General features: G+C 41.7%; 20 protein-coding genes. 15 read left to right on the forward strand and 5 right to left on the reverse strand.

Annotated features, from left to right (window positions below; all coding sequences use genetic code 11):
• Positions 1-97 precede the first annotated feature (97 nt).
• Both AHMF7616_RS08490 and AHMF7616_RS08495 read right to left on the reverse strand, forming a co-directional pair.
• A complete protein-coding gene (locus tag AHMF7616_RS08490) occupies positions 98-892 on the reverse strand; it encodes a DUF547 domain-containing protein (protein WP_115372497.1) in 795 nt (264 codons plus the stop codon).
• A gap of 359 nt (positions 893-1251) precedes the next feature.
• Positions 1252-2214, reverse strand: a complete 963-nt coding sequence (locus tag AHMF7616_RS08495; protein ID WP_115372498.1) for a tryptophan 2,3-dioxygenase family protein — start codon at positions 2212-2214, stop codon at positions 1252-1254.
• 136 nt (positions 2215-2350) lie between these two features.
• On the opposite strand from AHMF7616_RS08495, the gene AHMF7616_RS08500 reads away from it, so the two are divergent.
• From AHMF7616_RS08500 to AHMF7616_RS08540, 9 genes are all read left to right on the forward strand, one after another.
• Positions 2351-3286 carry a M28 family peptidase gene (locus AHMF7616_RS08500; protein ID WP_233507413.1) on the forward strand — a complete coding sequence of 312 codons (936 nt, stop codon included), beginning with the start codon at positions 2351-2353 and terminating at the stop codon, positions 3284-3286.
• A gap of 683 nt (positions 3287-3969) precedes the next feature.
• Positions 3970-5451, forward strand: coding sequence for a TolC family protein (locus tag AHMF7616_RS08505; RefSeq protein WP_115372500.1), 1482 nt, complete (start codon positions 3970-3972; stop codon positions 5449-5451).
• Between the two features lie 21 nt (positions 5452-5472).
• On the forward strand, positions 5473-6876 hold the full coding sequence (locus tag AHMF7616_RS08510; protein ID WP_115372501.1) for an efflux RND transporter periplasmic adaptor subunit: 1404 nt from the start codon (positions 5473-5475) through the stop codon (positions 6874-6876).
• A gap of 259 nt (positions 6877-7135) precedes the next feature.
• Positions 7136-8125: an NAD(P)H-dependent glycerol-3-phosphate dehydrogenase gene (locus tag AHMF7616_RS08515; protein WP_115372502.1), complete on the forward strand. Its 990-nt coding sequence runs from the start codon at positions 7136-7138 to the stop codon at positions 8123-8125.
• Positions 8126-8334: 209 nt separating this feature from the next.
• Positions 8335-9039 (forward strand): TIGR04282 family arsenosugar biosynthesis glycosyltransferase, encoded by a 705-nt coding sequence (locus AHMF7616_RS08520; protein WP_158546122.1) that lies wholly within the window; start codon positions 8335-8337, stop codon positions 9037-9039.
• 235 nt (positions 9040-9274) lie between these two features.
• Positions 9275-9610, forward strand: coding sequence for an arsenosugar biosynthesis-associated peroxidase-like protein (locus tag AHMF7616_RS08525; RefSeq protein WP_115375512.1), 336 nt, complete (start codon positions 9275-9277; stop codon positions 9608-9610).
• A 2-nt stretch (positions 9611-9612) separates the two neighbouring features.
• The gene (gene arsS, locus AHMF7616_RS08530) at positions 9613-10662 is read left to right on the forward strand and encodes an arsenosugar biosynthesis radical SAM (seleno)protein ArsS (protein ID WP_115372504.1); all 1050 of its coding nucleotides are present in this window, start codon (positions 9613-9615) and stop codon (positions 10660-10662) included.
• A 1-nt stretch (position 10663) separates the two neighbouring features.
• Positions 10664-11167 (forward strand): rhodanese-like domain-containing protein, encoded by a 504-nt coding sequence (locus tag AHMF7616_RS08535; RefSeq protein ID WP_115372505.1) that lies wholly within the window; start codon positions 10664-10666, stop codon positions 11165-11167.
• Positions 11160-11759 carry a TIGR04282 family arsenosugar biosynthesis glycosyltransferase gene (locus AHMF7616_RS08540; protein WP_115372506.1) on the forward strand — a complete coding sequence of 200 codons (600 nt, stop codon included), beginning with the start codon at positions 11160-11162 and terminating at the stop codon, positions 11757-11759. Before AHMF7616_RS08535 ends, AHMF7616_RS08540 begins: the two co-directional genes overlap by 8 nt.
• A gap of 247 nt (positions 11760-12006) precedes the next feature.
• Here the strand turns inward: AHMF7616_RS08540 and AHMF7616_RS08545 are convergent, their stop codons facing one another.
• Both AHMF7616_RS08545 and AHMF7616_RS08550 read right to left on the reverse strand, forming a co-directional pair.
• On the reverse strand, positions 12007-12531 hold the full coding sequence (locus tag AHMF7616_RS08545) for a peroxiredoxin family protein (protein ID WP_115372507.1): 525 nt from the start codon (positions 12529-12531) through the stop codon (positions 12007-12009).
• Positions 12532-12630: 99 nt separating this feature from the next.
• Positions 12631-13410: an oxygenase MpaB family protein gene (locus AHMF7616_RS08550; protein WP_115372508.1), complete on the reverse strand. Its 780-nt coding sequence runs from the start codon at positions 13408-13410 to the stop codon at positions 12631-12633.
• A gap of 462 nt (positions 13411-13872) precedes the next feature.
• Between AHMF7616_RS08550 and AHMF7616_RS08555 the strand changes: the two genes are divergently transcribed.
• The 5 genes from AHMF7616_RS08555 (at position 13873) to AHMF7616_RS08575 (ending at position 18860) form a co-directional block, all read left to right on the forward strand.
• A complete protein-coding gene (locus AHMF7616_RS08555; protein WP_115372509.1) occupies positions 13873-15453 on the forward strand; it encodes an NAD(P)/FAD-dependent oxidoreductase in 1581 nt (526 codons plus the stop codon).
• Positions 15454-15615: 162 nt separating this feature from the next.
• On the forward strand, positions 15616-15975 hold the full coding sequence (locus tag AHMF7616_RS08560; RefSeq protein WP_115375513.1) for a CoA-binding protein: 360 nt from the start codon (positions 15616-15618) through the stop codon (positions 15973-15975).
• Between the two features lie 358 nt (positions 15976-16333).
• Entirely contained in the window at positions 16334-16867 is a 534-nt protein-coding gene (locus AHMF7616_RS08565; RefSeq protein WP_115372510.1) for an RNA polymerase sigma factor, read from the forward strand.
• 14 nt (positions 16868-16881) lie between these two features.
• On the forward strand, positions 16882-17709 hold the full coding sequence (locus tag AHMF7616_RS08570) for a hypothetical protein (RefSeq protein WP_115372511.1): 828 nt from the start codon (positions 16882-16884) through the stop codon (positions 17707-17709).
• 11 nt (positions 17710-17720) lie between these two features.
• On the forward strand, positions 17721-18860 hold the full coding sequence (locus AHMF7616_RS08575; protein ID WP_115372512.1) for an outer membrane beta-barrel protein: 1140 nt from the start codon (positions 17721-17723) through the stop codon (positions 18858-18860).
• A 180-nt stretch (positions 18861-19040) separates the two neighbouring features.
• Here AHMF7616_RS08575 and AHMF7616_RS08580 read toward each other — a convergent pair whose 3' ends face one another.
• Positions 19041-19787: a TrmH family RNA methyltransferase gene (locus AHMF7616_RS08580; RefSeq protein WP_115372513.1), complete on the reverse strand. Its 747-nt coding sequence runs from the start codon at positions 19785-19787 to the stop codon at positions 19041-19043.
• 13 nt (positions 19788-19800) lie between these two features.
• Here AHMF7616_RS08580 and tamL point away from each other — a divergent pair, with 13 nt between their 5' ends.
• Complete coding sequence (gene tamL / locus AHMF7616_RS08585; RefSeq protein WP_115372514.1) at positions 19801-22254, forward strand: translocation and assembly module lipoprotein TamL; 2454 nt, start codon at positions 19801-19803, stop codon at positions 22252-22254.
• Positions 22255-22615 lie beyond the last annotated feature (361 nt).

Below are 22615 nucleotides of genomic sequence, written 5' to 3' on the forward strand. Positions count from 1 at the left end.
TTATGTAACAAGATGGCTGTTAATAGTTTAGCATTTTGTATTAAAACTTCCGATTAAATGCAAATAAACCCACGCGCTAAAGCCATGGTCCAAAAACCTAATTATTTATTTCGTTTAACCGCCAGTTATAATCTAAGTTGCTTACTTGGGCATTAGCCTTTATTTGAACTGTAGAATAACGATTTAAGTATTGGATTAAAGGGCCATTGTGTGTAAAATCAGCGGTAAACCAGCTGAATATTTTAGAAATTTTGATCTTATGTGGTCGGATCTGGTTACGGCTGGGATCATTAATAAAGGTGCGGGCCTGATCTTCGAGTTGTTGATGGAGATTAGCTGCGGAATAAGCTTCGTTGCGTAACTTAGGGCAGGACACTGACGCACAAACAATGGCAAAATGAATGCGCGGTTCTTTAAATGTTTTTCTTAAAATTTGGTGCTCTATCTCGTTCAAGGATAATCGTTTAGCACCGATCGGAATAAAGGAAATATCCCAACAGGTATTCACAAACGGAATATGTATTTTACTTCCAATATCTTTAATGCTTTTCACGGGATAATGACGAAGCACCAGTTGCAGGGTAAAAGCATTATAAGCATTTAGCCAATAAGCCAATTTTTCGGGCGTACTCCAGGTATTTGCGGGCGGGTTACGCGATAAAAGCTGTAAATATTGGTTTAAGGCTAAGGTATCCAATAACAAGCCGCGGTAGTTTACTTGTCCGTTCGGGGTAACGTACTTGTGCAGGATATTACTAAATAACTGGTGCGAAACAGGTTTTACAGCGGGTGTTGATGAGTGGTTTTGCGAAGGGTAGTTTTTATTATCGCTAGAACAATTACCAAACGTTACTACGGTAATTAAAAGAATAAACAAAATTTTAAATAACATGCGCTTAGCGGCTAAACAAACATAAAAATTAAAAATTAAGATAGAGCCATCACCAAGGTCTGAAAAGTTAAGTAATCCGAAGGAATGCTAGATGTAGTAAAAACTGATTTTTACCGCACTTGTTTTAGCAAAAATTAAATTTCTGGCAAACGGAGGCCCATTATTGGTTTATCTTAAAGATCCTATTTGCCCGATAATGAATTTACAAAGCGTAATTTACCTTCTCTTTGAAATAGGACGAAGCATTATTTTTAAGGTAAATATTATAAGTATTCGCTGGTGTTGCTTAAATGAATAAATTAAGTATATTAGGTTAATTTGCTTAAATTCAATTTATTACAATATTTTGTTGTATTTAACTACAATTCACTTAAAACTTTATCAACCCATCCTTTACCCCAATCCGCAATTTCCTGATCGCTCCAGATTTCGGGGAAAAAGATGCGTTTTTGAAATTTAGGAGGTAAGTATTGCTGCCAGTTAGTTCCTCCGGTAGCGGCTAAACTGCCTTTATCGCTTTGTAAATACCGCACCGCCGATTTATAATGCATTAAAGGCCAGTTAACATTTACATTGCTGTCGAGTTCCTTCAGCTGGCGTAGAAGTTTGGGGTTTTGTTGATCTAGTTCCGGCAATCTTTTAACCACCGCCCACACGTTTTTATTTTTGTAATCGACGGCTAGTTTTAAAAGCGTTTCGGTGTATTTGGCTTCAAACTGCAACAACGTTAGGGTTTTGGTACTGGAACCTACCTCGGTGGCCCCTTCTTTCCAGTAGATACAGCCCATCATTTCGTCGTGCCCGGCGGTTAGGCCCAAAGCTTTGCGTTTTTCTTTATCCATTAAGTTTTGCAAATCCGTGGAGCAAATCTCTATCATCCGGAACTGTACCGATTGAAAACCACTCGCGGGCATCAAGGCCATCCGGAACTGTAAAAATTGCTGCGGGTCCATACCGTCTACCATTACATCAAAAGAATCAATCAGATTTTCAAAATACCGGTTAATCCGCTTCAATCGTAGAATTAATTCCGGCAAGGCATCCGCCGGCAGGTTGCCAATTTGTTCGTATTCGTTTAAGCACAACTTAAAGTAAAGCTCGGTAATCTGGTGATAAAGAATAAATATCTTTTCGTCCGGTATGGTAGTCCGGGGGGTTTGCAAACTGAGTAAAGTATCCAGATGAATGTAATCCCAGTAATTCAGAAAGTCGGAGTGGTATAAACCTTCCAGGTAAGCGGCTAAATCCTGACCCAAAGCAGCGTATTTTTCTTCTAATTTTTTAAGCTGCTCCAACACTTTTGGTTCAAAATAGATACTCATGAAAAAACAGGAAATTGTGAATTCGTAAACTTAAGGCAAAAATTTAAATCTGGTAATACCAGCAGGCAACCTTTCCAAAAATATTTGCATCTGCTTTTGTACCTGCGTAACCTGTAGTGAGCGTTGAATGAACAACATGCGCCCTTCCTCTGCTTTTTTTCTTTTATTTTGCTTGCTACTTTTCTTCAGTCAGGCAAGTTTTGCCAGCCAGGTAGATACCCTGCGTTTACGTTCCTATTTGTTGAAAATTACCGAAACACCGCAAGCTCGCCAGTACCAGCATTTGGCCAGTTTAAACCAGGTTGCCGATTACCTGCGGAGTGAATTTTTAAAAAACTCTAGCCGGGTAACCGAACAAGTATACCGGGTAAATAACCAGGAGTACCGCAACATAATATGTTCTTTCGGGCCGGAAGATAAACCGCGTATTATCATTGGAGCGCACTACGATGTGTGCCAGGATCAACCCGGAGCCGACGATAACGCCAGCGGAGTGGCGGGATTGCTGGAGTTAAGCCACTTGTTGGCGCAGGAAGAACTAAATTACCGGGTTGATTTGGTTGCTTTTACTTTGGAGGAACCGCCTTTTTTCCGGACCGAACACATGGGTAGCTTTGTGCACGCGCAATTTTTAAAAAAACAGCAAATACCTGTTCTGGGCATGATTAGTCTGGAAATGATTGGCTACTTTTCCGACCAAAAACACAGTCAGCAATACCCTTTAAAGCCGTTGAAACTTGTTTATGGTTCCAAGGGCAATTTTATAACCGTGGTCCAAAAATGGCAGGCGGGCACGTTCGCGCGGCAGTTTTACCGGCACGTAAAGCAGCAAGCCTTACTACCCGTAAAGAAATTTAAAGGTCCGGCTAAAATTCCGGGAATGGACTTTTCGGACCATTTAAATTACTGGCGGATGGGCTATTCGGCTTTTATGATCACGGATACGTCCTTTTACCGCAATCCCCATTACCATTTACCAACCGATACGTTGGAAACTTTAAACCTAACCAAAATGGGCCTGGTTCTGGAAACAGTTTACCAAGCTTTAATTCATTTTAACTCAAACGGATAAATAGCGGTGCCGGTATTTGCTACAGAAGTAAATAAAAACTGGTAAATCTTTCTTAATTGCCAGTTATACTTAAATTTGACGCAGCAAAAGCCATTACAAAGTTATTGTTTGATACCTGCTAAAAACAGTATTTTTAATCTGACCAGAAGTTATTTTCTTAGATGTTCTACGGTTGGTTTATGAAAATTAGTCAGGTCTGGTTTCCGAATATTAAGATCGCTCTTAAGATGAAGCGTATTTTTTAAATTTCCGGCATGGATTCGTAAAAGGTAAGACTCAGACCCAGACAATAATTTTGACTTAGGGCGGGTTACCACCGATAAAAGTTAATTAAAAGTTTCTTTTACCTTTGCCATTATAGGGTGCATATAACTGAGTGGTTGGGTAAAAAGGAAGGCTACTATCCGGGGCTCCGAAAATTTAGAAAAGAAAGTAACCAAGTTACTAACCAGTTAAAAGAAAGTACGGTAGTGAAAACCAGGTGAAAATAGTTCGGCTAACTTTCACCGCTCGGTTTGTTGCTAGGTATAATTAGGCTACCCGGAACGTGGGGCCTGGCACAGGGAATGATTTGCTTTCGGATATAAGTCAGGCAAATAGTGATCTTAAGTTTATTACGCTACAATATAGAAACCAACTTAGTTGGATTAATACTTAACTTACATCCCAAATATCGTTTAAGAATGGTAGATCAATCCAAAAAAATACTATTAGCCGCCATGCTCTGTGCTGGGCTGTTGGCATATTCCCCGGCGCAGGCGCAAACGCAGGATCAAAATAAACCCCAAAAAACCACCTGGACTTTACAGGAATGCGTAGAATACGGCTTGCAAAACAATTTACTCCTGAAACAATCCGGCTTAAACCGTGAACTGGCTTTTATAAACGCGAAACAAGCGCGTAATAACGTATTACCCAGTGTTAATGCGAGTACATCGTATAGTTTTAATTCTGGTTTAAATAACGACCCCACTACCGGAGTTCTGGTTAACAGTAATACCCGCACTAATAATATTCAGTTAAATGCCAATGTGCCCATATTTAATGGTTTTCAACTGCACAATTCCATTAAACAAACTTATCTCAATTACCAAGCTTCGCTCTCGGATTTAGAAAAGACCCAGAACGATGTTTTACTCAACATTGTATCGCAATATTTAGAAATTATTTTAAGTGATGAATTACTGGAAGCGGCTAAACTACAATTAGCCAGTTCCAAAGACCAGGCAGCGCGAACCCAGAAGCTTTTTCAAGCGGGTAGCGTAGCCGAAAACAACGTGTTCGAAATAAATTCCCAAATTGCCACCGATGAAGTGAGCATTATAAATGCCCAGAACCGGCGCGATATTGCGGCAGTTAATTTGATGCAATTATTGGATTTGCAAAACCTGCCGGATTTTAAAGTGGTAAAGCCCGATATTAAAGATCCGGATGAAGATGTAATAGCTTTTGATGCTGATAATGTGTTTGATGTGGCCCAGCAACGCATGCCCGAAATTAAAGCCGCTGATCTACGGGCTAAAAGTGCTTTGGTCGGCATTCGTGTGTCGCAGGGTGCTTTAATGCCTCAGTTATCTTTAGGCGCAAACTTTAATACAGCGCATTTTAACCTCTTAACTGATCGGGTAGTTGACCCAGGCCCCGAAGTAACCACTATTCAAACGATTGGTTATGTGGACGGGGGTGAAAAGTATCCGGTTAAAACGGCTATTACCAGAAGACAGCCCGTTACGGAAGATTACACATACTTTACCCAGTTGCAGGATAACCGGGGGATCGGCGTTTTTTTAAATTTAAGCATACCCGTGTTCAATGGATTCAGTGCCCGCAACGGGGTATTGCGATCTAAAATTAATCACAAAAATGCGGTTCTGAACACCGAAATTACGCGCAACCAATTACGGCAAACGATTCAGCAATCGTACGCCGATGCGGTAGCCGCCCAGAAGCGATTTAGTGCGATGAAAAAACAATTAGAATCTTTTCAGTTAACTTTCCGCAATGCCGAAATCCGGTTTAACAACGGGGTACTGAACTCCACGGATTATAACGTGGCTCGCAATAACTTTACCCGGGCGCAACTGGATCTGATTCAGGCTAAATATGAATACACATTTCGATTAAAAGTATTAGACTTTTATCAAGGTAAAAAAATAACTTTCTAGCTGATATAAATACGCACGTAAATGGCCAAAAGAAATTCAAATCGCTTATTATACATATTAGGAGCTTTGGCACTGGTATTAATTGCTGGCTTAGCCGTAGCTAAGAAACAAGGCTGGATTGGTAAACCGAACGGTGTGGAAGTAATGGTGGCCAAAGCCAAACAAGCTAAAATCGTCGAAAAAGTAAGTGCTTCCGGTAAGGTGCAGCCCGAAGTTGAAGTAAAAATAAGCCCTGACGTTTCCGGGGAAATTACCGAACTGCACGTGAAAGAAGGCGACTCGGTAGTTAAAGGGCAGCTGCTTTTAAAAATCCGCGCCGATAATTACGAATCCTTGGTACAGGCCCAGCGGGCCCGCGTGGATACAGAGCGCGCGAACATGGCTCAGGCCAAAGCTCAATTATCGCAGTTAATTGCCAGCAGTTCCAACATTCGGTTAACGCACCAGCGTAACACCGAGCTGTTTAAGCAAAAAGTAATTTCCCAATCCGAATTTGATCAAAGCAAAGCCCAGTATGAAGCCAGTATTCAGGAAATTGAATCGGCCCGCCAGCGGGTACGTGCTTCGGAATTTAGCTTAAAAAGCGCCCAAGCCAGTTTAAACGATGCCAACGAGAACTTACGCAAAACCACTATTTATGCCCCGGTAAGCGGCACTATCTCTAAATTAAGTGTTGAGCGTGGGGAACGCGTAGTGGGAACGTCGCAAATGGCCGGTACCGAAATGCTCCGGATTGCCAATTTAAATTCCATGGAAGTGCGGGTAAATGTAAACGAGAACGATATTATCCGGGTTGGCCTCGGCGACTCGGCCATTGTGGAAGTAGATTCTTACTCCAACGACGATACCAAGTTCCGGGGGGTGGTTACCGCCATTGCCAATACCGCCAAAGATGCCACTACCCTGGAAGCCGTTACCGAATTTGAGGTACGGATCCGGTTACTCAGTGATTCGTACAATAATTTAAAAAAGAAGAACACTACCCCTTTTAGACCGGGCATGACGGCCTCGGTAGATATTATAACGGAGCAAAAAGATAATGTTTTAGCCGTTCCCCTGGCGGCGGTTACTACCCGCACCGAAAACGGCGACGAAGCTAATCCTTCGGGAAACAACAATAACCAGCCGGAAAACCAGGATAACGCCAACAATTCCAATGCCGCCGCCAAGCCGGCGCCCGCGGATAATTTAAAAGAAGTAATATTTGTGCAGGAAAACGGCAAAGCCAAAATGATAGAAGTAAAAACGGGCATCAGCGATTTTGATAATATCGAAATTACCAGCGGCTTAAAACCCGGTCAGGAAGTTATTTCGGGACCTTTCCGGGCGGTAACTAAACAATTAAAGACCGGTACCGCCATTATCGTAAAAGATGAAAAGTCGTTGAATAAAGCCGGCGGCGACGAAAAAGAAGGTAATTCGTAATTTGTTCTGCTGATTAATCAGATTTTATTTAAAAAGCCAGGTATTTCTTTGTGCTTAAGCAAAAGGAAACCTGGCTTTTTTTAAATTTTAAGCCCGAAAGGAACTTGATTGTAAGTACTTGGCCAAAATTAAGTTGATAAAAACCAAAGTTTAAGTACTTGATGATTAATTTCTTAACGATCGAACAACGAACAACTAAAAACGAACAACTATTTAGTAGTTTATTTATCCAGCAATTTTCTATTTAATACTTCTTATTTTGGAAAGCGTAGCAGTAATAGGCGGCGGTAGTTGGGCCACGGCATTAGTAAAAATAATCTCTGAAAATAAATTTTCGGTAAGTTGGTGGTTTCGGAAAGAAGCCGATGTAGACCACGTATTAAAATACCAGCACAACGACCGGTATTTAAGTGGGGTAACCTTAAACCTGAGCTACGTACAACCTTCCACGAATTTGCCGCAGGTGATACAACAAGCTACCTGGGTTATTCTGGCCGTACCAGCGGCTTTCATCGAATCGGTATTGGCGAATTTACCTCCGACTATTTTTACCGGTAAATACGTGGTGTCGGCGATTAAAGGCATGATCCCGGTGAAAAACTGCCTGGTAACCGAATACATGCAAGCTACATTTGGCGTACTGATGCAGCAGCAATGCGTTATTGCCGGGCCGTGCCACGCCGAAGAAGTAGCCCTGGAAAAACAATCATACCTCAGCATTGGGTCTTTAGATTTGCAACTGGCCGAACGCTTTTGTGTTCTTCTTCGCAACCGCTACGTTCGGGCATCTCCGTTGGATGATATTTACGGGATTGAATACTGCGCCGTTATGAAAAACATTATTGCGTTGGCTTGCGGCATTGCCCATGGTTTAAACTACGGCGATAACTTTCAGGCGGTAATGGTTTCTAATGCCATGCTCGAAATAGAAGCTTTCCTGCAAGCCATCTACCCCCGGCCGCGTAATTTAAGCGGCTCGGCTTACCTCGGCGATTTACTGGTAACCGCTTATTCTCAATTTAGCCGTAACCGCACTTTCGGCAACATGGTCGGGAGAGGTTATTCGGTTAAGTCGGCGCAATTCGAAATGAATATGATTGCCGAAGGGTATTACGCGGTAAAAATTATTCATGAATTAAATAAAAAACTGCGGGTAAAAATGCCCATTACTGCCGCGGCTTACAATATTCTATACGAACGTATTTCGCCGCCCGTGGAAATTGCTATATTGAAGGATAAATTCCAGTAAGATTTAGATGTTGAATTAATTTGTAGTTAAGCACAAAATACTCTGGACTGATAAAATCATCTAAAATTTAAAAATTCTGCTCGTAAGGCGCAATTGAAGAAATTTACCGGTAAATGAAATACCAATGCCATCTGGAGTGTAATTTTTTGCGTATAGCTTTAGAATATACAACCTGTTAAAATAAAATTTTTTAAATTTTTTCTTCTTACTTGCTGTCCACTCCTTTAAATACCGCGTTAATTCTTTTTACCCGCACGCCGCAGGAGGAAGTGGCGCATAAAAGGATTTTAAAAAACGGGAAAGTAAAGCAACAAAAACAGTTATTTCAATTGCTGGTGCAGCATGCCCGCTCGCTGGGTCAGCAAACCGGATTGCCTTTTTTTGTGGTGGATTCTACAAGCCAGCAGGGCGCTACCTTCGGTGAGAGATTACACAGCGCTTTTGCTGCTTTATTTGCGCGGGGCTATGCTAAAGTAATTGCTATCGGTAACGATTGTGTGCAGTTAAAAGCCGGGGACATCCAGCAAGCTGCTCTAAATTTGCAGAACAATCAAGCAATTTTTGGCCCGGCCCAAGATGGTGGGGTTTATTTACTAGGTTTAGATCAAACTTTATTTCAACACAAACCCGGCTTTACCGAAATAAGCTGGCAAAAGGCTACGGTTCTGGCCGACTTACAAACCTGGTGCGCTGGTTTTAAAACATTACTTCTACCTAAAGTTTACTGTGATTTAGATTCTTGTCAGGAGGTATTTGCGACTTTTGCTACGAAACAATTGCCTTTTGCCATTATGGCGTTTTTGGCTAATATTTTAATTACACAGGCTTCCCGAGTAAATCATATCATCTTACGCGTTAATAGATTATTTGCTTCTGCTTTATTCTTTCGCGGTCCACCCGTACTTCCATCTTAGAAGTACACCTGCTTTTATCTACATACGATAAACATTTTTGCATCAACTTAACGGTCTTTGTAAAACCATTTACAAGGCTATCAGTTGCTATGTTGTTTATGACAAAAGGTTGTAGTTAAAATCCTGTAAGCAGTAGTTAAAATCCTGTAAGTATTTAATAAGCAAATTAATGTTTGTTGAAAAGGCGCAACCCTCCGTTTTTATAAAAAATTTAAAAAAATTAAAAATTAAAACCATGAGCAAATCGTATTATAATCCCGATGATCTAAAAAAGTTTGGTAATATCAGCGAATTTCAGCCGGAACTGGCAGCCAAATTTTTCAGTTATTACGGCGAAGTATTTAAAGAAGGGGAATTAACCGAACGCGAGAAATCTTTAATTGCTTTAGCCGTGGCGCATACCGTACAATGCCCTTATTGCATTGATGCTTACTCCGTAGACTCTCTGGAAAAAGGGGCTACCGAAGGGCAAATGATGGAAGCCATCCACGTGGCAGCGGCCATTAAAGGCGGAGCCTTGTTGGTACACGGCGTGCAAATGATGAACAAAGTGAAAGAACTGACCATGTAATCATGAAAACCTTAAAAAGGCAGGAACACCAATTAGCCGATTCGTTTATTCAGTTACAAGTGTTAAACCAATCAACGCAGCAGGGAATGCAGTTCCCTGCTTTTGCGCATAAATTAAATCAATCCGGTTTATTGCCTTTCAAACCTACCGGGATCAGTATTTTCCAAATGAATCTGGGCAAAATGTGCAACCAGGTGTGTAAGCACTGCCACGTGGATGCCGGTCCGGATCGCCGGGAAATTATGACCCGTGCCACCATGGAAGAATGCCTGACCGCCTTAGCCGGCTCAGATATCACTACCGTAGATTTAACTGGCGGAGCGCCCGAAATGAACCCCGATTTTTGCTGGCTCGTGGAGCAACTTAGCCAGTTGGGCAAAAAAGTTATGGTGCGTTGCAACCTCACCATAATATTGGCTAATAAAAAGTACCACCATTTACCCACGTTTTACCAAAAACACCGGGTGCATGTAGTATCGTCGTTGCCTTATTTTACGGCGGCCCGCACCAACGCGCAACGCGGAGACGGGGTTTTCGAAGATTCTATCAAAGCGCTTCAACTGCTAAATGCCGTGGGCTACGGTCAACCCGGCAGCGATTTAGTAGTAGATCTGGTGTATAATCCCTCCGGTGCATTTTTACCCGGGAACCAGTCGGCTTTAGAAACAGAATTTAAAAAAAAGCTGAAAACGGTTTACAACATTGATTTTAACAATTTATTTGCCATCACCAATTTGCCCATTAGCCGGTTTCTCGATTATCTCATCCAGAGTGAAAATTACGACGGCTACATGGAAAAACTGGTGAATGCTTACAATCCAACCGCCGCCGCCAATGCCATGTGTCGCAACACCCTATCCGTTGGTTGGGATGGTTATTTATACGATTGCGATTTTAACCAGATGCTGGATTTAAAAGTGGAGGCGCCCGGTACCCAGCACATTAGTCAGTTTGATGTAAATACTTTAAATAACCGGTCTATTATCGTGAACCAACATTGCTACGGATGTACCGCCGGGGCTGGTTCCAGTTGCGGAGGAGCTACTGCGTAACATGAAAAAAAGTACCTTATTGGTATCCTTGCTGTTGGGGTTTGCCTTTCCGGGCTGCGGCCAAAAAGCTTTCGACCAGCAATTTCGTTTATTATACCGCAATACCGTACCCCTTATTCTTGCAAAAGATTTAGCCCGGGACTTACAGCAAAATGAAGGTATTGTGCTGCTGGATACCCGCTCTCCGGCGGAATTTGCCGTGAGTCATTTGCCGCAGGCCAGGTTTATCGATTACAATTCCTTCGCGGTGGAACAGCTAAAAGATATGGCCAAGAAAACGCCGATCGTGGTTTACTGTTCCGTTGGGGTGCGCAGCGAACGGGTTGGTGAAAAATTGCAACAAGCCGGGTTTAAAAACGTGCGAAATCTGTACGGGGGGATTTTTGAATGGAAAAATAAAGGATTTGCCGTGTATCATCACCAAAACGTACCAACCGATAGTGTGCACGCTTATAACCGGTATTGGGGGCAATGGTTAACAAAAGCCACAAAAGTTTATGAATAAAAAACTACTGCTGATATTTGTAAAAAATGCGGTGCTGGGTAAGGTTAAAACGCGTTTGGCAGCTACCATTGGTCCCGATAAAGCTTACGAGATCTACCAAATACTTCTGAAACGGACCTTTGAAGTAACCGTAGCTTTACCGGTTACCAAGGTGGTGTATTACTCCGACTATACCTCCGAGGATCTTTTTAAACCTCCTTATTACAATAAGCACATCCAAAGCGGACAGGATCTGGGCGAACGCATGCAACAAGCTTTTGCACAAGCCTTTGCCGATGGTTTTAGAGAGGTGTGTATTATCGGCAGCGATTGCTACGAATTAACCGAAGATATTCTTTTGCAGGCCTTTGAAAAGTTGGAACGAAACGATGTGGTTATTGGTCCGGCGGAGGATGGTGGTTACTATTTATTGGGAATGAAAGAACTGCATCCTTCCTTGTTTACCGGCAAAAACTGGAGCACCGATTCGGTGCTGCCAGATACTTTAAATAATGTAAAAGCCAATGGTCAATCGGTGGCGCTCCTCCCCCAACTCACCGACGTAGACGAAGAAAAAGATTTAAGCACCATTCCGTTACATTTACAAATTTAAAGTGAACTATTCCGCTGAGTAGATTGGCAGCAACCTATCATTAAAATTTACCTCCAAGCTTTGCTTAAACTTAGGTGTTTTCTAAACCAAACTGCTTCTTACTTTTAAAGTTTGAACCAGCTAGTCGAGCAGTTTCCTAATAAAAATCAGACCTATTTATTAGAAAAACTGAAGCCTTATGGTTGCTTCTTCAAGCAATTCTTTCCGTGGCGGTTACTACTTTTTTTTAAATTTAATTCAAAATAGTTTAGAGCAAAGGCAGAATATTGGCCATGGGCGTTTCTCCTTTAAATGCTTTTACCAGTTTCCCTTTTTCGGAATAAATAAAAACCGAAGGTGCCGGAATTGGTCCGAATTCTTGCAGTAAACTACTGTTGGGTGTTTGGGCAAAAGAAATATTTGGCCCGGATAAGTTGTATTTCATAAAGAACTGCTGCATCTGATCCATGGGGGCTGGCGATACAAAGTACACGTTATAATTCGCAAAAGCGGGTAAATGGCCCTGCATCTCGTTCGCCTCCCGTTGACAATGTTCACAATCCGGCTCAAAAAAAATAATTATAGTTTTTCCTTTTAAATCCTTGGTCGAAATTCTGGTTTGGTCAGGTTTTAACAAAGGTAAATTAGGCAAATCATTAGCCGCCACCAGCGGAGCACTTGTTTGCACCGGGGTAGAGGTATCTGGTTCTAAAGCGGTTTCTTTCGGGCGCACTAAAAACCAAGCCGCAATGCCAACTAAAACTAAAAGAATAATTAATAACCGTTTGTTCATGGGGTGAATAGTACTAAAATTGTTTTTAAAAAATATAGGTAAACTTACTTTTTTAAATAATTACTTACTCGGGAATATACGAATGAATTGTACCCGTAATCAGAAGTTTTTCGGGTATGCCGGCACTTTATCTAAATCTTTAATCTGCGCTTTGTAGGCGGCAGGCAATATACTAACTTTTAAAAGCCAATCTAATTTTACTAGTCGGCTAAACTTGTATACTCCAACAACCGGTTTCAGAAAAGCCACCCAACCCAATTGCAATTGATTTTTTACCCGCTTGGGCACAATTAGTAGTTGACCTTGCTTTAACAAAAAATAGCGGAATAACCCCAGATGTTTGCGGTACTGCCGGTATAAATCAAGGGTATAATTGCTTTTTTTTAAATTTTCGGCCAGGTATTGTTCCCGAAGCAGTAACCAGCTTGGGTAATGATCGGGTAACCCGCGGAGGCCCATTCTTTGTCCAACTTGTAAAAATACCTGACATACTTCGGTTTTTTCCGCTTCGGTTAACGGGTGGTACATTAATTCATAAGCCCGGATGGAATAATCAATAAGCATAAACAAAACATCGCGGTAAGCCCAATCCGGAATTTTTGAACCCCGGTTGTTTTCTACTGCAGCATGGATGGCTGCCATCCGGTCAATGGCCTGGTAAGCGCCCATCTTATCGGAAAATACAATCTGGCGGGCGTAGGCAACCGTCGAAAAAAGCCGGCCCAGGGGATCGGCGGGTAAACGACCGGTAAAATATAACCAATCCACGGCCTTGTTCAAGGCAAACTCTGCCGCAGCACCGGCAAAAATAAACAAGATCGTATCACTACTGCCCCAAATCTTCCGCACGACCGAGTTTTTGCTCACAAAATACTCCATGGATATTTAACGCATTTGATTATACTATTAAGGTATAGCCTCTCCTAATTAGTTTTAAATTTTAAAAATTTAATCAGTAAACAATCCATAAAGTTATTGATCGAAATAAAATACGCTCCATACAGATTATTTTAACTTCTGCCAAGCATACTTAATTAAACGAAATTAGATGCAATAGGAAGTAATTTTGACCCAGTTTAGCTCAATCTATAACCAGAATTTTGTAGCCTAGTTCAAAACTCGGTACGGTGAAAATGTAAACTTAAAATTTAAATGGCTAGTATTAGATCACTGGCGAAACCATTATGAACACAGCATGCGGTAAAATTTTTTCCGGAAGGAGGTATTTTTTAAAATTTACTCTTCCACAATAATCGAAAAAGCCGAACTTTGCCCGGTAGATAAATTGTTATTTTTTTAATTATACGTGTTTAATCCAGGATAACTACCGGGCTGGCCATCATGAAAAAAGAACTAGAACTGGTACTTCCACCGGAGGTTGCCTACGATGATTTGTTGTTGCACCAGGCGATCGTAAAGCAAGCCGGGGCGCTCCCCGAAGATATTTCCTTTATCCATAAAGTTAAAAGATCCGTAGATGCCCGCGGAAGACAGGTTTTGTTGCGGGTTCGGGCGGATGTATATTTCCAATCGCCTCCGGCCGACATTTTAAATCCCACGTTTTTGTATGCCCGCGTTGAAAAAGCGCCCGTGGTAATTATTGTAGGGGCCGGACCGGCCGGTTTATTTGCGGCTTTGCGCTGCGTTGAATTAGGTTTGAAACCGGTGGTAGTGGAGCGCGGCAAAGATGTGCGTGCCCGCCGTCGCGACTTAGCGGCTATTAACAAAGATCACACGGTAAATCCGGACTCTAACTATTGCTTCGGGGAAGGCGGAGCTGGTACCTATTCCGATGGTAAGTTATATACGCGCTCAAAAAAGCGGGGCGATGTAAACCGGATTCTGCAAATTCTGGTGCAGCACGGCGCCACTACCGATATTTTATTCGATGCGCATCCGCACATTGGTACCAATAAACTACCCGTTATTATCGCGAGCATGCGGGAATCAATCCTTCAGGCTGGTGGCGAGATTTTATTCAACACCCGGGTTACCGATTTTCTGGTTGAGCAAAATGCTTTGAAAGGTGTAGTAACGCATACCGGACAAGAACTGCTCGGGGAAAGTGTGATCCTGGCCACGGGACATTCTGCCCGGGATATTTACGAATTGTTGGCGGCCAAAAACATTTACATCGAAGCAAAGCCTTTTGCCATGGGCGTGCGGGTTGAGCACCAGCAATCCTTAATTGATTCAATCCAGTACCACTGCGAAAACCGGGGACCTTACTTACCGGCTTCTTCCTACGCGCTGGTCCACCAGGTTACCTATAAGCAAAAACAACGGGGTATATTTTCTTTTTGCATGTGTCCGGGCGGCTTTATAGTGCCCTCGGCTACGGCTCCCGGCGAAGTAGTAGTAAATGGTATGTCGCCGAGCCGCCGCGACTCCCGGTTTGCCAATTCCGGCATAGTAGTAGCCATTGAAACTGAGGATATGGATTTAAAAACCCACGGACCTTTGGCTGGCCTACGGCTACAGCAAGCCTTGGAGCAAAAAGCCTGCGTGGCCGCTGGTGGCACCCAACTGGCTCCGGCGCAATTATTAAAAGATTTTACCCAATCCAAAGTGTCTAACCAGCTATTAGAAACCTCCTATCTACCTGGTTTAAGCTCCGTGGATATGAACGATATATTACCCGCCGGCATTGCTTACCGCTTGCGCGAAGGTTTTACTTATTTTGGCAGCAAAATGAAAGGTTATTTAAGTAACGAGGCCCAGATTATTGGCGTGGAAAGCCGTACGTCGGCGCCGGTACGCATTCCTCGTGATCGCGAAACCTTGGAACACTTGTACCTGGCAAATTTATATCCGTGTGGTGAAGGGGCCGGTTACGCCGGTGGTATTGTATCGGCCGCTATGGATGGGGAACGATGTGCGGAGAAAATTGCTTTAAAAATTAAAAATAAAGTAATTCGTTAAACGAAATGGCGTAATCGTTGTTCATTCTTTAAAAAAGGGCTATAATCGCAACCTAAGTAGCAAAAGAATTATATAACAGCGGAATTTTCTTAAAGGCTAAATTTACTTACTTTATCAAACTTGGTTTATAACCGTATAAACCGCATTAATTTTTTTACCATTATGAAAAAAACAGTTGTATTAGGCGCCTCAGATAATCCTTCGCGTTTTGCTTACCGGGCGGTGCATAAATTAAAACAATACGGGCACGAAGTAGTACCCGTGGGTATTCGAAAAGGTGATGTAGCCGGCATTAAAATCGAAACGGAAAAAATTCCGGTAGATAATGTAGATACCGTTACTTTATACGTTGGCCCCCAGAATCAACCGTCATGGTACGATTATATTTTAAGTTTAAAGCCCAACCGCATTATTTTTAATCCGGGCACGGAAAACCCGGAACTGGAAAAAAGAGCGGCCGAGCAAAACATTGATACTTTGCACCATTGTACCTTAGTAATGCTGGCCGTAGGTGAATATTAAAATTATTGCCTTTATTTCTTAATTAAACCTATTCTTAAAGCTTATTCGGTGAAGATCTTTATAAAATCCCGGCTGCAGAAAGTAGCCGGGATTTTTGTTTTATGGTAAGACCTAGACGATTAAAGTTAGATGCGTTTCCGCTACCTTATAAAAGTTAATAATAGGCCATACTTCCTTTTAGTAATAAAATCAAGTGAGCAAAAGGAGGCCAATCAAGTTTTACCTAGCGGCTGTTTCTTTACTTTTTGTGGCAATACCTAAATATTTTTAAATTTAGAGGCAACCTGCCGCTGCACCCTTGCATCTAATAAGCAAACGCCATTAATAACTGCCGTCTGAAACAATTTTAATCAACCACGTGACCGAAGCGGAACTTATACAGGGTTTAAACCGGGGAGATGCCAAAGCGCATAAAGCCTTGTATGAAAAATACGCTGGACTTATGTTGGGTATTTGCTTACGTTATCTTAAAAATCAGATGGATGCTGAAGAGGTCATGTTAACGGGGTTTGTGAAAGTGTTTCAGCATATCGGGCAGTTCGAGAACAAAGGTAGTTTTGAAGGTTGGATTAAAAGAATTATGGTTAACGAAGCGCTGGGCTTTTTACGGAAGAAAGAGCCTTTGCACTTAGCAATAGAAAAAGACGTGTTACATATTGCCACCGAAGCCAATGCTGAGCAGGATTTAGCTATAGAAGATTTACTACGACTATTGCACGAATTACCGGCGGGTTACCGAGCAGTTTTTAACTTGTACGCCATCGAGGGTTATTCGCATAAAGAAATTGGGGACCTTTTAAATATCTCCGAAGGAACCTCTAAATCGCAATTGAGTAAAGCGCGGGCCATGTTACAGCGCCGCTTACAAGATCAGGAATTTATTACGCTTTAAAAGCAAATAGTGTCATGAAGGAAGAAGAAGTAGACCAATATTTTAAAAATAAATTTAACCAATTTACTCCGGCACCATCCGCCGATGCCTGGGCTCGGTTACAAAGTAAAATGGAACCGCCCCAAAAGAAAAAATCGGTAATGTGGGTGTATTACGCCGCAGCGGTATTTACGGTAACACTTTTATCAGGAGCCTTATATTTTTATTTAAATACCAATAGCTTAAATCCCAATATCCAGCTCACGCAGTTAAAGCCATTAACGGTGCCCTTGCAAGTAGAACCAAAATTGGAAACCAGCTTAGCCGATGTAGGCCCTAAAACACCTTCGGCATTGTCCACGATGGAACCGCAAAGCACCGAAAAAAATATAAAGAACAGCACCAGCAATACCGCTCCCGTTAATAAACCTGTAAAAAAAGTTAAAAAAATTCGGCCCGGAATATTAGTAGCTGCGGCAAAGTCGCTGCCTTACACCAACCATCCGGATAAAGCAGCCACCCCGGAAAACTACAATACTGATATTGCCACAACAAACGCTCCGAATACTACTTCATCCAACTCAGCACCGGCTGCCTCCGAGTATGTAATGGAAGTTATTATTAAGAAAGATCCGGAAGTATTGGCTGCTGCCCCGGATAACGGGTACCAAACCGTAGAAGAAGCAATTAAAGAAAATGTTTCCAAGAAAGGCCGTTTAGTTAAAAACATCTTTAAGCAGGCCCGAAATTTAAAAAATGGGGAAAAAGTAGAGTTATCTACTCTTGGCCTTAATGCCAATTACCGCATTGATGTAGAAAGCAAACTCTTTAAACAAAAATATACCAAAGTAATTAATCTCTAATCATTTATTATATGAAACGCCTACTTATAGCTACTGCCCTTTTTTGGGCCGGCGCTACGACTGTGTCCTTAGCGAACGGTCCGGCTCCCCAATTAATTAATCCCCTGGCTCTCCGGGATACCATTCAAATAAAAATGGCCGATGGAGCTTCGTTAACTTTGCAGGTAAAAAATACCGGGCAACTCAAAAACTTTCAGCACTACAGCCTGGATTCTTTAATGGTTTTGCTCGATAAATACGTACAGCAGGTGGAAAGTATGAGTAAAGCTAATTCAAATGGCTCCGCCGAGATCACCATGACTTTTTATCCGGCCAAGGATATGAATAATGCGCATGCACCGGAACAAGTTAAAATCCGGATGTCGAGCAGCAACAACGGCAACAGACAAACTTGGCAGGCGAGAGCTTCGGATGTAGTTAAAGTAGAAGTAGATTACGAGGACGATGATACTAACAACCAAGAAGAGAAAAACGTACGGGTACTGATAAATTCGCGCAATGATAGTGTCCGGAGAGCTAGAAATGAGCGAAAAATGAGCCGGCGGCACCACTTTTTCAGCACCGTGGATCTTGGCCTGAATACCTTCGTGAACTTACCCGAAACGAAAAACAGCCTTTTTGATTTAAAGCCTATTGGGTCGCGGTTTGTTAGTTTAAACCAATACATTACTACCCGTTTAGGTGGGGTTAAGAGCCCGCTGCATTTGCGGACTGGTTTGGAATTTGCCTTTAACAATTACATGCTGGCTAAAAATCACCGCATTGCGGATGAGAACGATGTTACGGTATTTTACAACGAGACAACCTTATCCCTCGAAAAAAGCAAATTAACGGCTTCTTCTATTAACCTGCCTTTAATGCTGGAACTTAATTTTAAAGATCGAAACGGCAAAGAATCTTTTAAAATCGGGGGTGGCGGCTTTATTGGTTATCGGTTGGGTTCGCATACCAAAATTAAATACCAAAGCGAAGGCAATACCTATAAAGATAAAGAACGCGGCAATTATAACCTCGAAGACATGCAGTACGGCGTTAACTTTGTGATAGGCTATAAATGGATTAACTTGTTCGCCAAATACAACATGAACGATTTATTTAAAGAAAACCGCGGTCCGAAAATGAATGTAGTAAGCTTTGGCTTCCGGATATAAGCTAAATTTTTTAAATTTTATAGAAGGAGATCTCACGCAGGATCTCCTTCTTTATTGCAGTTAATTACCACAACTTGAGTACTGGAATAAGATTACTATCAAGTAAATTTTTAGATTCTGATTCGGTTCCATAAACCCCAACGACCTAAAACTTACAACCTGTAACTTGTAACCCTGCTCCTACTTATTCCGAAAAAAATTATCCAGGATAATACCGGTTGCATTAGCAACATTCAAAGATTCTGCCCCTCCAAAACGTGGTATTTGAATTAACTCCTGAACGTGCTTTTCCACTTCCGGCCGAATGCCATGCGCCTCGTTGCCCATTACTAGCATTCCGACGGGTTCTAAAGTTAACTGGTGAATGTTTTGACCGTGCAGCGAAGCGCCAAAAACTGGTATGTTGGAAGGTGCATTTTTTAAAAATTCTGGTAAGTCCACGTATACTACCTGCACCCGCGTGAAAGAACCCATTGTTGCCGCTATTACTTTAGGATTGTAAAAATCAGCGCAACTTTCCGAACAGAAAATCGTGCGCAAACCGTACCAATCGGCCAACCGGATAATCGTTCCTAAATTTCCAGGATCGCGGATATCATCCAGTACTAAGGTAAATAATGCTTTTTCCGGATTAAAAAAATCCAGCGGCTTCATCCGGACAATGGCTAATGCCGCGTTATTCGTTATCAAGGTTCCTGCTTTCACTAAGTCTTTTTCATCGATTAACTCGTAGGTCCCATTATTAAAGTTTATTTCGGTACTTTTACGGAGAAATTCTTCTGTTACGAATAGTTTTTCAATGGAGAAGTCTGATTGAAGCAGTTCTTTTACGCTTTTGGCCCCTTCCACCAAAAAAGCCTGGTGCAGGTGGCGGTATTTTTTTATTTGTAAAGAATTAATATATTTTAAAACGGCTTTCGATAACATAGCACGAGTAGTTTTGAAGTTAGCGAGTTATATCTGTTTCATACTAGGTATTTGGGGGTTAGCCGCATCGTGCGTGCCAACCCGGCATTTAGAAAAACAACAAAATCTGTTGTACTCCATCAAACTTCACGGAGTAGAAGTAAATGATCCGGCCAAAATTAGCACCTTATATAAACAAAAAGCAAATCGAAAGATTTTAGGCACTACTCCTTACTTATCGCTTTACTATTTTGGCCGCAAGTTTTATAACCCAGCTAAAATACAGCGTTGGATGGAAGAATACCGGATACAAACCAATGCCAAAATAGCGGCTGCCGGCACTGATTCTTTAAAAATATCGGATATTCTGGCGAAGCGCGAACAGCGGTTAGCCGTAATGACTCGTAAAAAAGAAGAGGGCAATTGGCTCATGACCGTGGGGGAGCCACCCGCTATTTACGATACCCTGAAAACCCAATCTACGCTGCGGCAGATAAAAACGTACTTAAATACCAAAGGCTTTTTCCATAGTAGTGTCTCGTACACCGAAGAAATTAAAAATAAAAAGGTGTACTTAAATATTTTGGTGAAAGAAGACAAACCCACCAAAATTATCCAGCTCCAGTACAATAGCCCGGATCCGGTAATTGCCCGAATCGTGGATTCTACCCAAAGTAATGCTTTGCTCCGGATTGGTCAGAATTACGACGAAGAAATTATTGACCAGGAACGTAACCGTTTGGAGATTTTGCTGCGAAACATGGGATTTTTTGAATTTAGGAAGCCTTTTATCACGGCTAAAGTAGATACCAATTACGCCTCCTATGCCGCTCACTTTACCTACATCATTGCCAACAATAAAAACAATCAACCGCATAAACAATATCGTATTCGGCAAGTAAACTTCGTGGCCGATGCGGGTTTAAACCGCTTTGGTTTTAAAAGAGATACCATCTGGTACAATAATGTAAAATACCTTGCCTATCAGCACAAAATAAATCCCAAGGTTCTGGACAGTAAGTTAACGGTTTACCCGCAACAGCGATACAGTTTAGAATCAACGCAGCAAACTCAGCAGCAATTAAACAATTTGGATATGTTCCGATTTAATTCGGTAAACTATGCCATAATCGCCGACTCCACTCATGGTCCGCAACTAGATGCTACTGTAAATGTATCACCCACTAAAAAATATCAGGAAACTAGCGAAGCTGGTGGCAGTTACACCGCGCTTTTGCCCGGTCCTTTTGCCAATGTGCGTTTAAAAGTACGCAACATTTTAGGTGGAGCCGAAATTTTAGATATTGGTCTGCGCGGCGGTTTACAAGGCCAGTACAGCAGTTTGGATTTTAACGAGTCTATTTATATGAAAGATTTGGGAGGTAACGTAGGATTAACTTTTCCGCAGTTTTTGGTACCTTTCCGGGTTAAAAAGCAGTTTAGCCGCTTTAATCCACGTTCCCGGTTAAACATTTCGTATACGTACGTCGATCGCCGAGAATATATCCGGACGAACTTGGAGACTACTTTTGACTATATCTGGCAGCCGTCTTCCACGTTGCAGTATGTATTTACCCCTTTAGATATCAGCTTAGTTAAAACGCCCCGGTTATCGCCGGATTTTGATTCGTTGCTCAATAAAAATACTACTTACGGCCAAAGTTTTACCAATGCCTTAGTACCCAGTATTAATTTTACGCGTTTTTATAACAATTTCCGTAATGATAACTCCGGCCAATTCTGGCGATTGTTCACCGAGCTGGGCGGCTTAACTACTTTGGCCGCTGAACAATTTAACGGTGATGCCTCTATAGATCATGTAGGAGACTTGCGGTTATATAAGTTTTTCCGGGTAAATAGTGATTTCCGCAAGTACTATAAAATGTCGAGTAAAGCGTTTTTGGTTTACCGGGTAAATGTAGGAGTAGCTCAACCGGTTCGTTCGGTAGGTTTGCCATACGATAAGTATTTCTTTGGCGGAGGTGGTTCCAGTATTCGTGCGTGGCGTCCCCGTCGCTTAGGACCAGGAGCTTACCAAGCCCAGCGACCGCAACGCAATACTACTACCAACGAAATTTTGCGTGATGCAGCCGGAAATATTTTGTACGAAAAAGATTACGATACCGAACAACCCGGCGAGTTGTTAATTGAAACTAGTTTAGAACACCGTTTCAACATTGTTGGCTATTTAAACGGCGCTTTGTTTATTGATGCCGGTAATACCTGGATGATTTCGGAAGATATTAACCGCCCAGATTCTCAGTTTGAATGGCGCGACTTTTTAAGTGAATTTGCCGTGGGCATAGGTACTGGTTTACGTTTTGATTTTAATTTTTTAATCGCTCGTTTTGATTTTTCTACAAAGGTTTTTGATCCTTCCTATCCCAAAGGCAGCCGTTACGTTTTAAATCAATTTACTTTAGCCGATATTTTTAACCGCAATAACAATCATACTACATTTAACTTGGGTATTGGCTATCCTTTTTAATTGTAATTTATTTGCAGTTGTTTAGTGGTATTTAGAACAAGTCACCCCTTCCAGCAATTGTATTATGGATTACTCCCGACCCTTGGACCAGCTCAATTGTTTATATTAATTTAAAAACTTAAAATTAAATTTTCGTAATCCCCAACTAATATAGGATTGTATAGTACTTGGGAAGTACCAGATTTATAATTATCAAAATTGCATTTTAAACATCTGTATCGGACTTTAAATATAATTTTTTGGATTAAAACACGTTATAAAAAGGTTGCAATAAACGCGGAAAAATCTTATTTTTGAGTTGAACATCTGGTATTGTAAGTTCACCTGTTAAATCAGGCGGTTCATCGAAAATTTATATTGA

Origin of the sequence: Adhaeribacter pallidiroseus (assembly GCF_003340495.1) — a bacterium.
In the GTDB taxonomy this organism is placed as follows: domain Bacteria; phylum Bacteroidota; class Bacteroidia; order Cytophagales; family Hymenobacteraceae; genus Adhaeribacter; species Adhaeribacter pallidiroseus.

Excerpts from the sequence above, each read along its gene's own strand:
- AHMF7616_RS08545 (WP_115372507.1), bottom strand. The coding sequence starts at position 12,531 with ATGAACAAACGGTTATTAATTATTCTTTTAGTTTTAGTTGGCATTGCG.
- AHMF7616_RS08550 (WP_115372508.1), bottom strand. The coding sequence starts at position 13,410 with ATGGAGTATTTTGTGAGCAAAAACTCGGTCGTGCGGAAGATTTGGGGC.
- AHMF7616_RS08505 (WP_115372500.1), top strand. The coding sequence starts at position 3,970 with ATGGTAGATCAATCCAAAAAAATACTATTAGCCGCCATGCTCTGTGCT.
- AHMF7616_RS08575 (WP_115372512.1), top strand. The coding sequence starts at position 17,721 with ATGAAACGCCTACTTATAGCTACTGCCCTTTTTTGGGCCGGCGCTACG.
- AHMF7616_RS08490 (WP_115372497.1), bottom strand. The coding sequence starts at position 892 with ATGTTATTTAAAATTTTGTTTATTCTTTTAATTACCGTAGTAACGTTT.
- AHMF7616_RS08555 (WP_115372509.1), top strand. The coding sequence starts at position 13,873 with ATGAAAAAAGAACTAGAACTGGTACTTCCACCGGAGGTTGCCTACGAT.
- AHMF7616_RS08495 (WP_115372498.1), bottom strand. The coding sequence starts at position 2,214 with ATGAGTATCTATTTTGAACCAAAAGTGTTGGAGCAGCTTAAAAAATTA.
- arsS (WP_115372504.1), top strand. The coding sequence starts at position 9,613 with ATGAAAACCTTAAAAAGGCAGGAACACCAATTAGCCGATTCGTTTATT.
- AHMF7616_RS08525 (WP_115375512.1), top strand. The coding sequence starts at position 9,275 with ATGAGCAAATCGTATTATAATCCCGATGATCTAAAAAAGTTTGGTAAT.
- AHMF7616_RS08500 (WP_233507413.1), top strand. The coding sequence starts at position 2,351 with ATGCGCCCTTCCTCTGCTTTTTTTCTTTTATTTTGCTTGCTACTTTTC.
- AHMF7616_RS08580 (WP_115372513.1), bottom strand. The coding sequence starts at position 19,787 with ATGTTATCGAAAGCCGTTTTAAAATATATTAATTCTTTACAAATAAAA.
- AHMF7616_RS08510 (WP_115372501.1), top strand. The coding sequence starts at position 5,473 with ATGGCCAAAAGAAATTCAAATCGCTTATTATACATATTAGGAGCTTTG.
- AHMF7616_RS08535 (WP_115372505.1), top strand. The coding sequence starts at position 10,664 with ATGAAAAAAAGTACCTTATTGGTATCCTTGCTGTTGGGGTTTGCCTTT.
- AHMF7616_RS08560 (WP_115375513.1), top strand. The coding sequence starts at position 15,616 with ATGAAAAAAACAGTTGTATTAGGCGCCTCAGATAATCCTTCGCGTTTT.
- AHMF7616_RS08570 (WP_115372511.1), top strand. The coding sequence starts at position 16,882 with ATGAAGGAAGAAGAAGTAGACCAATATTTTAAAAATAAATTTAACCAA.
- AHMF7616_RS08540 (WP_115372506.1), top strand. The coding sequence starts at position 11,160 with ATGAATAAAAAACTACTGCTGATATTTGTAAAAAATGCGGTGCTGGGT.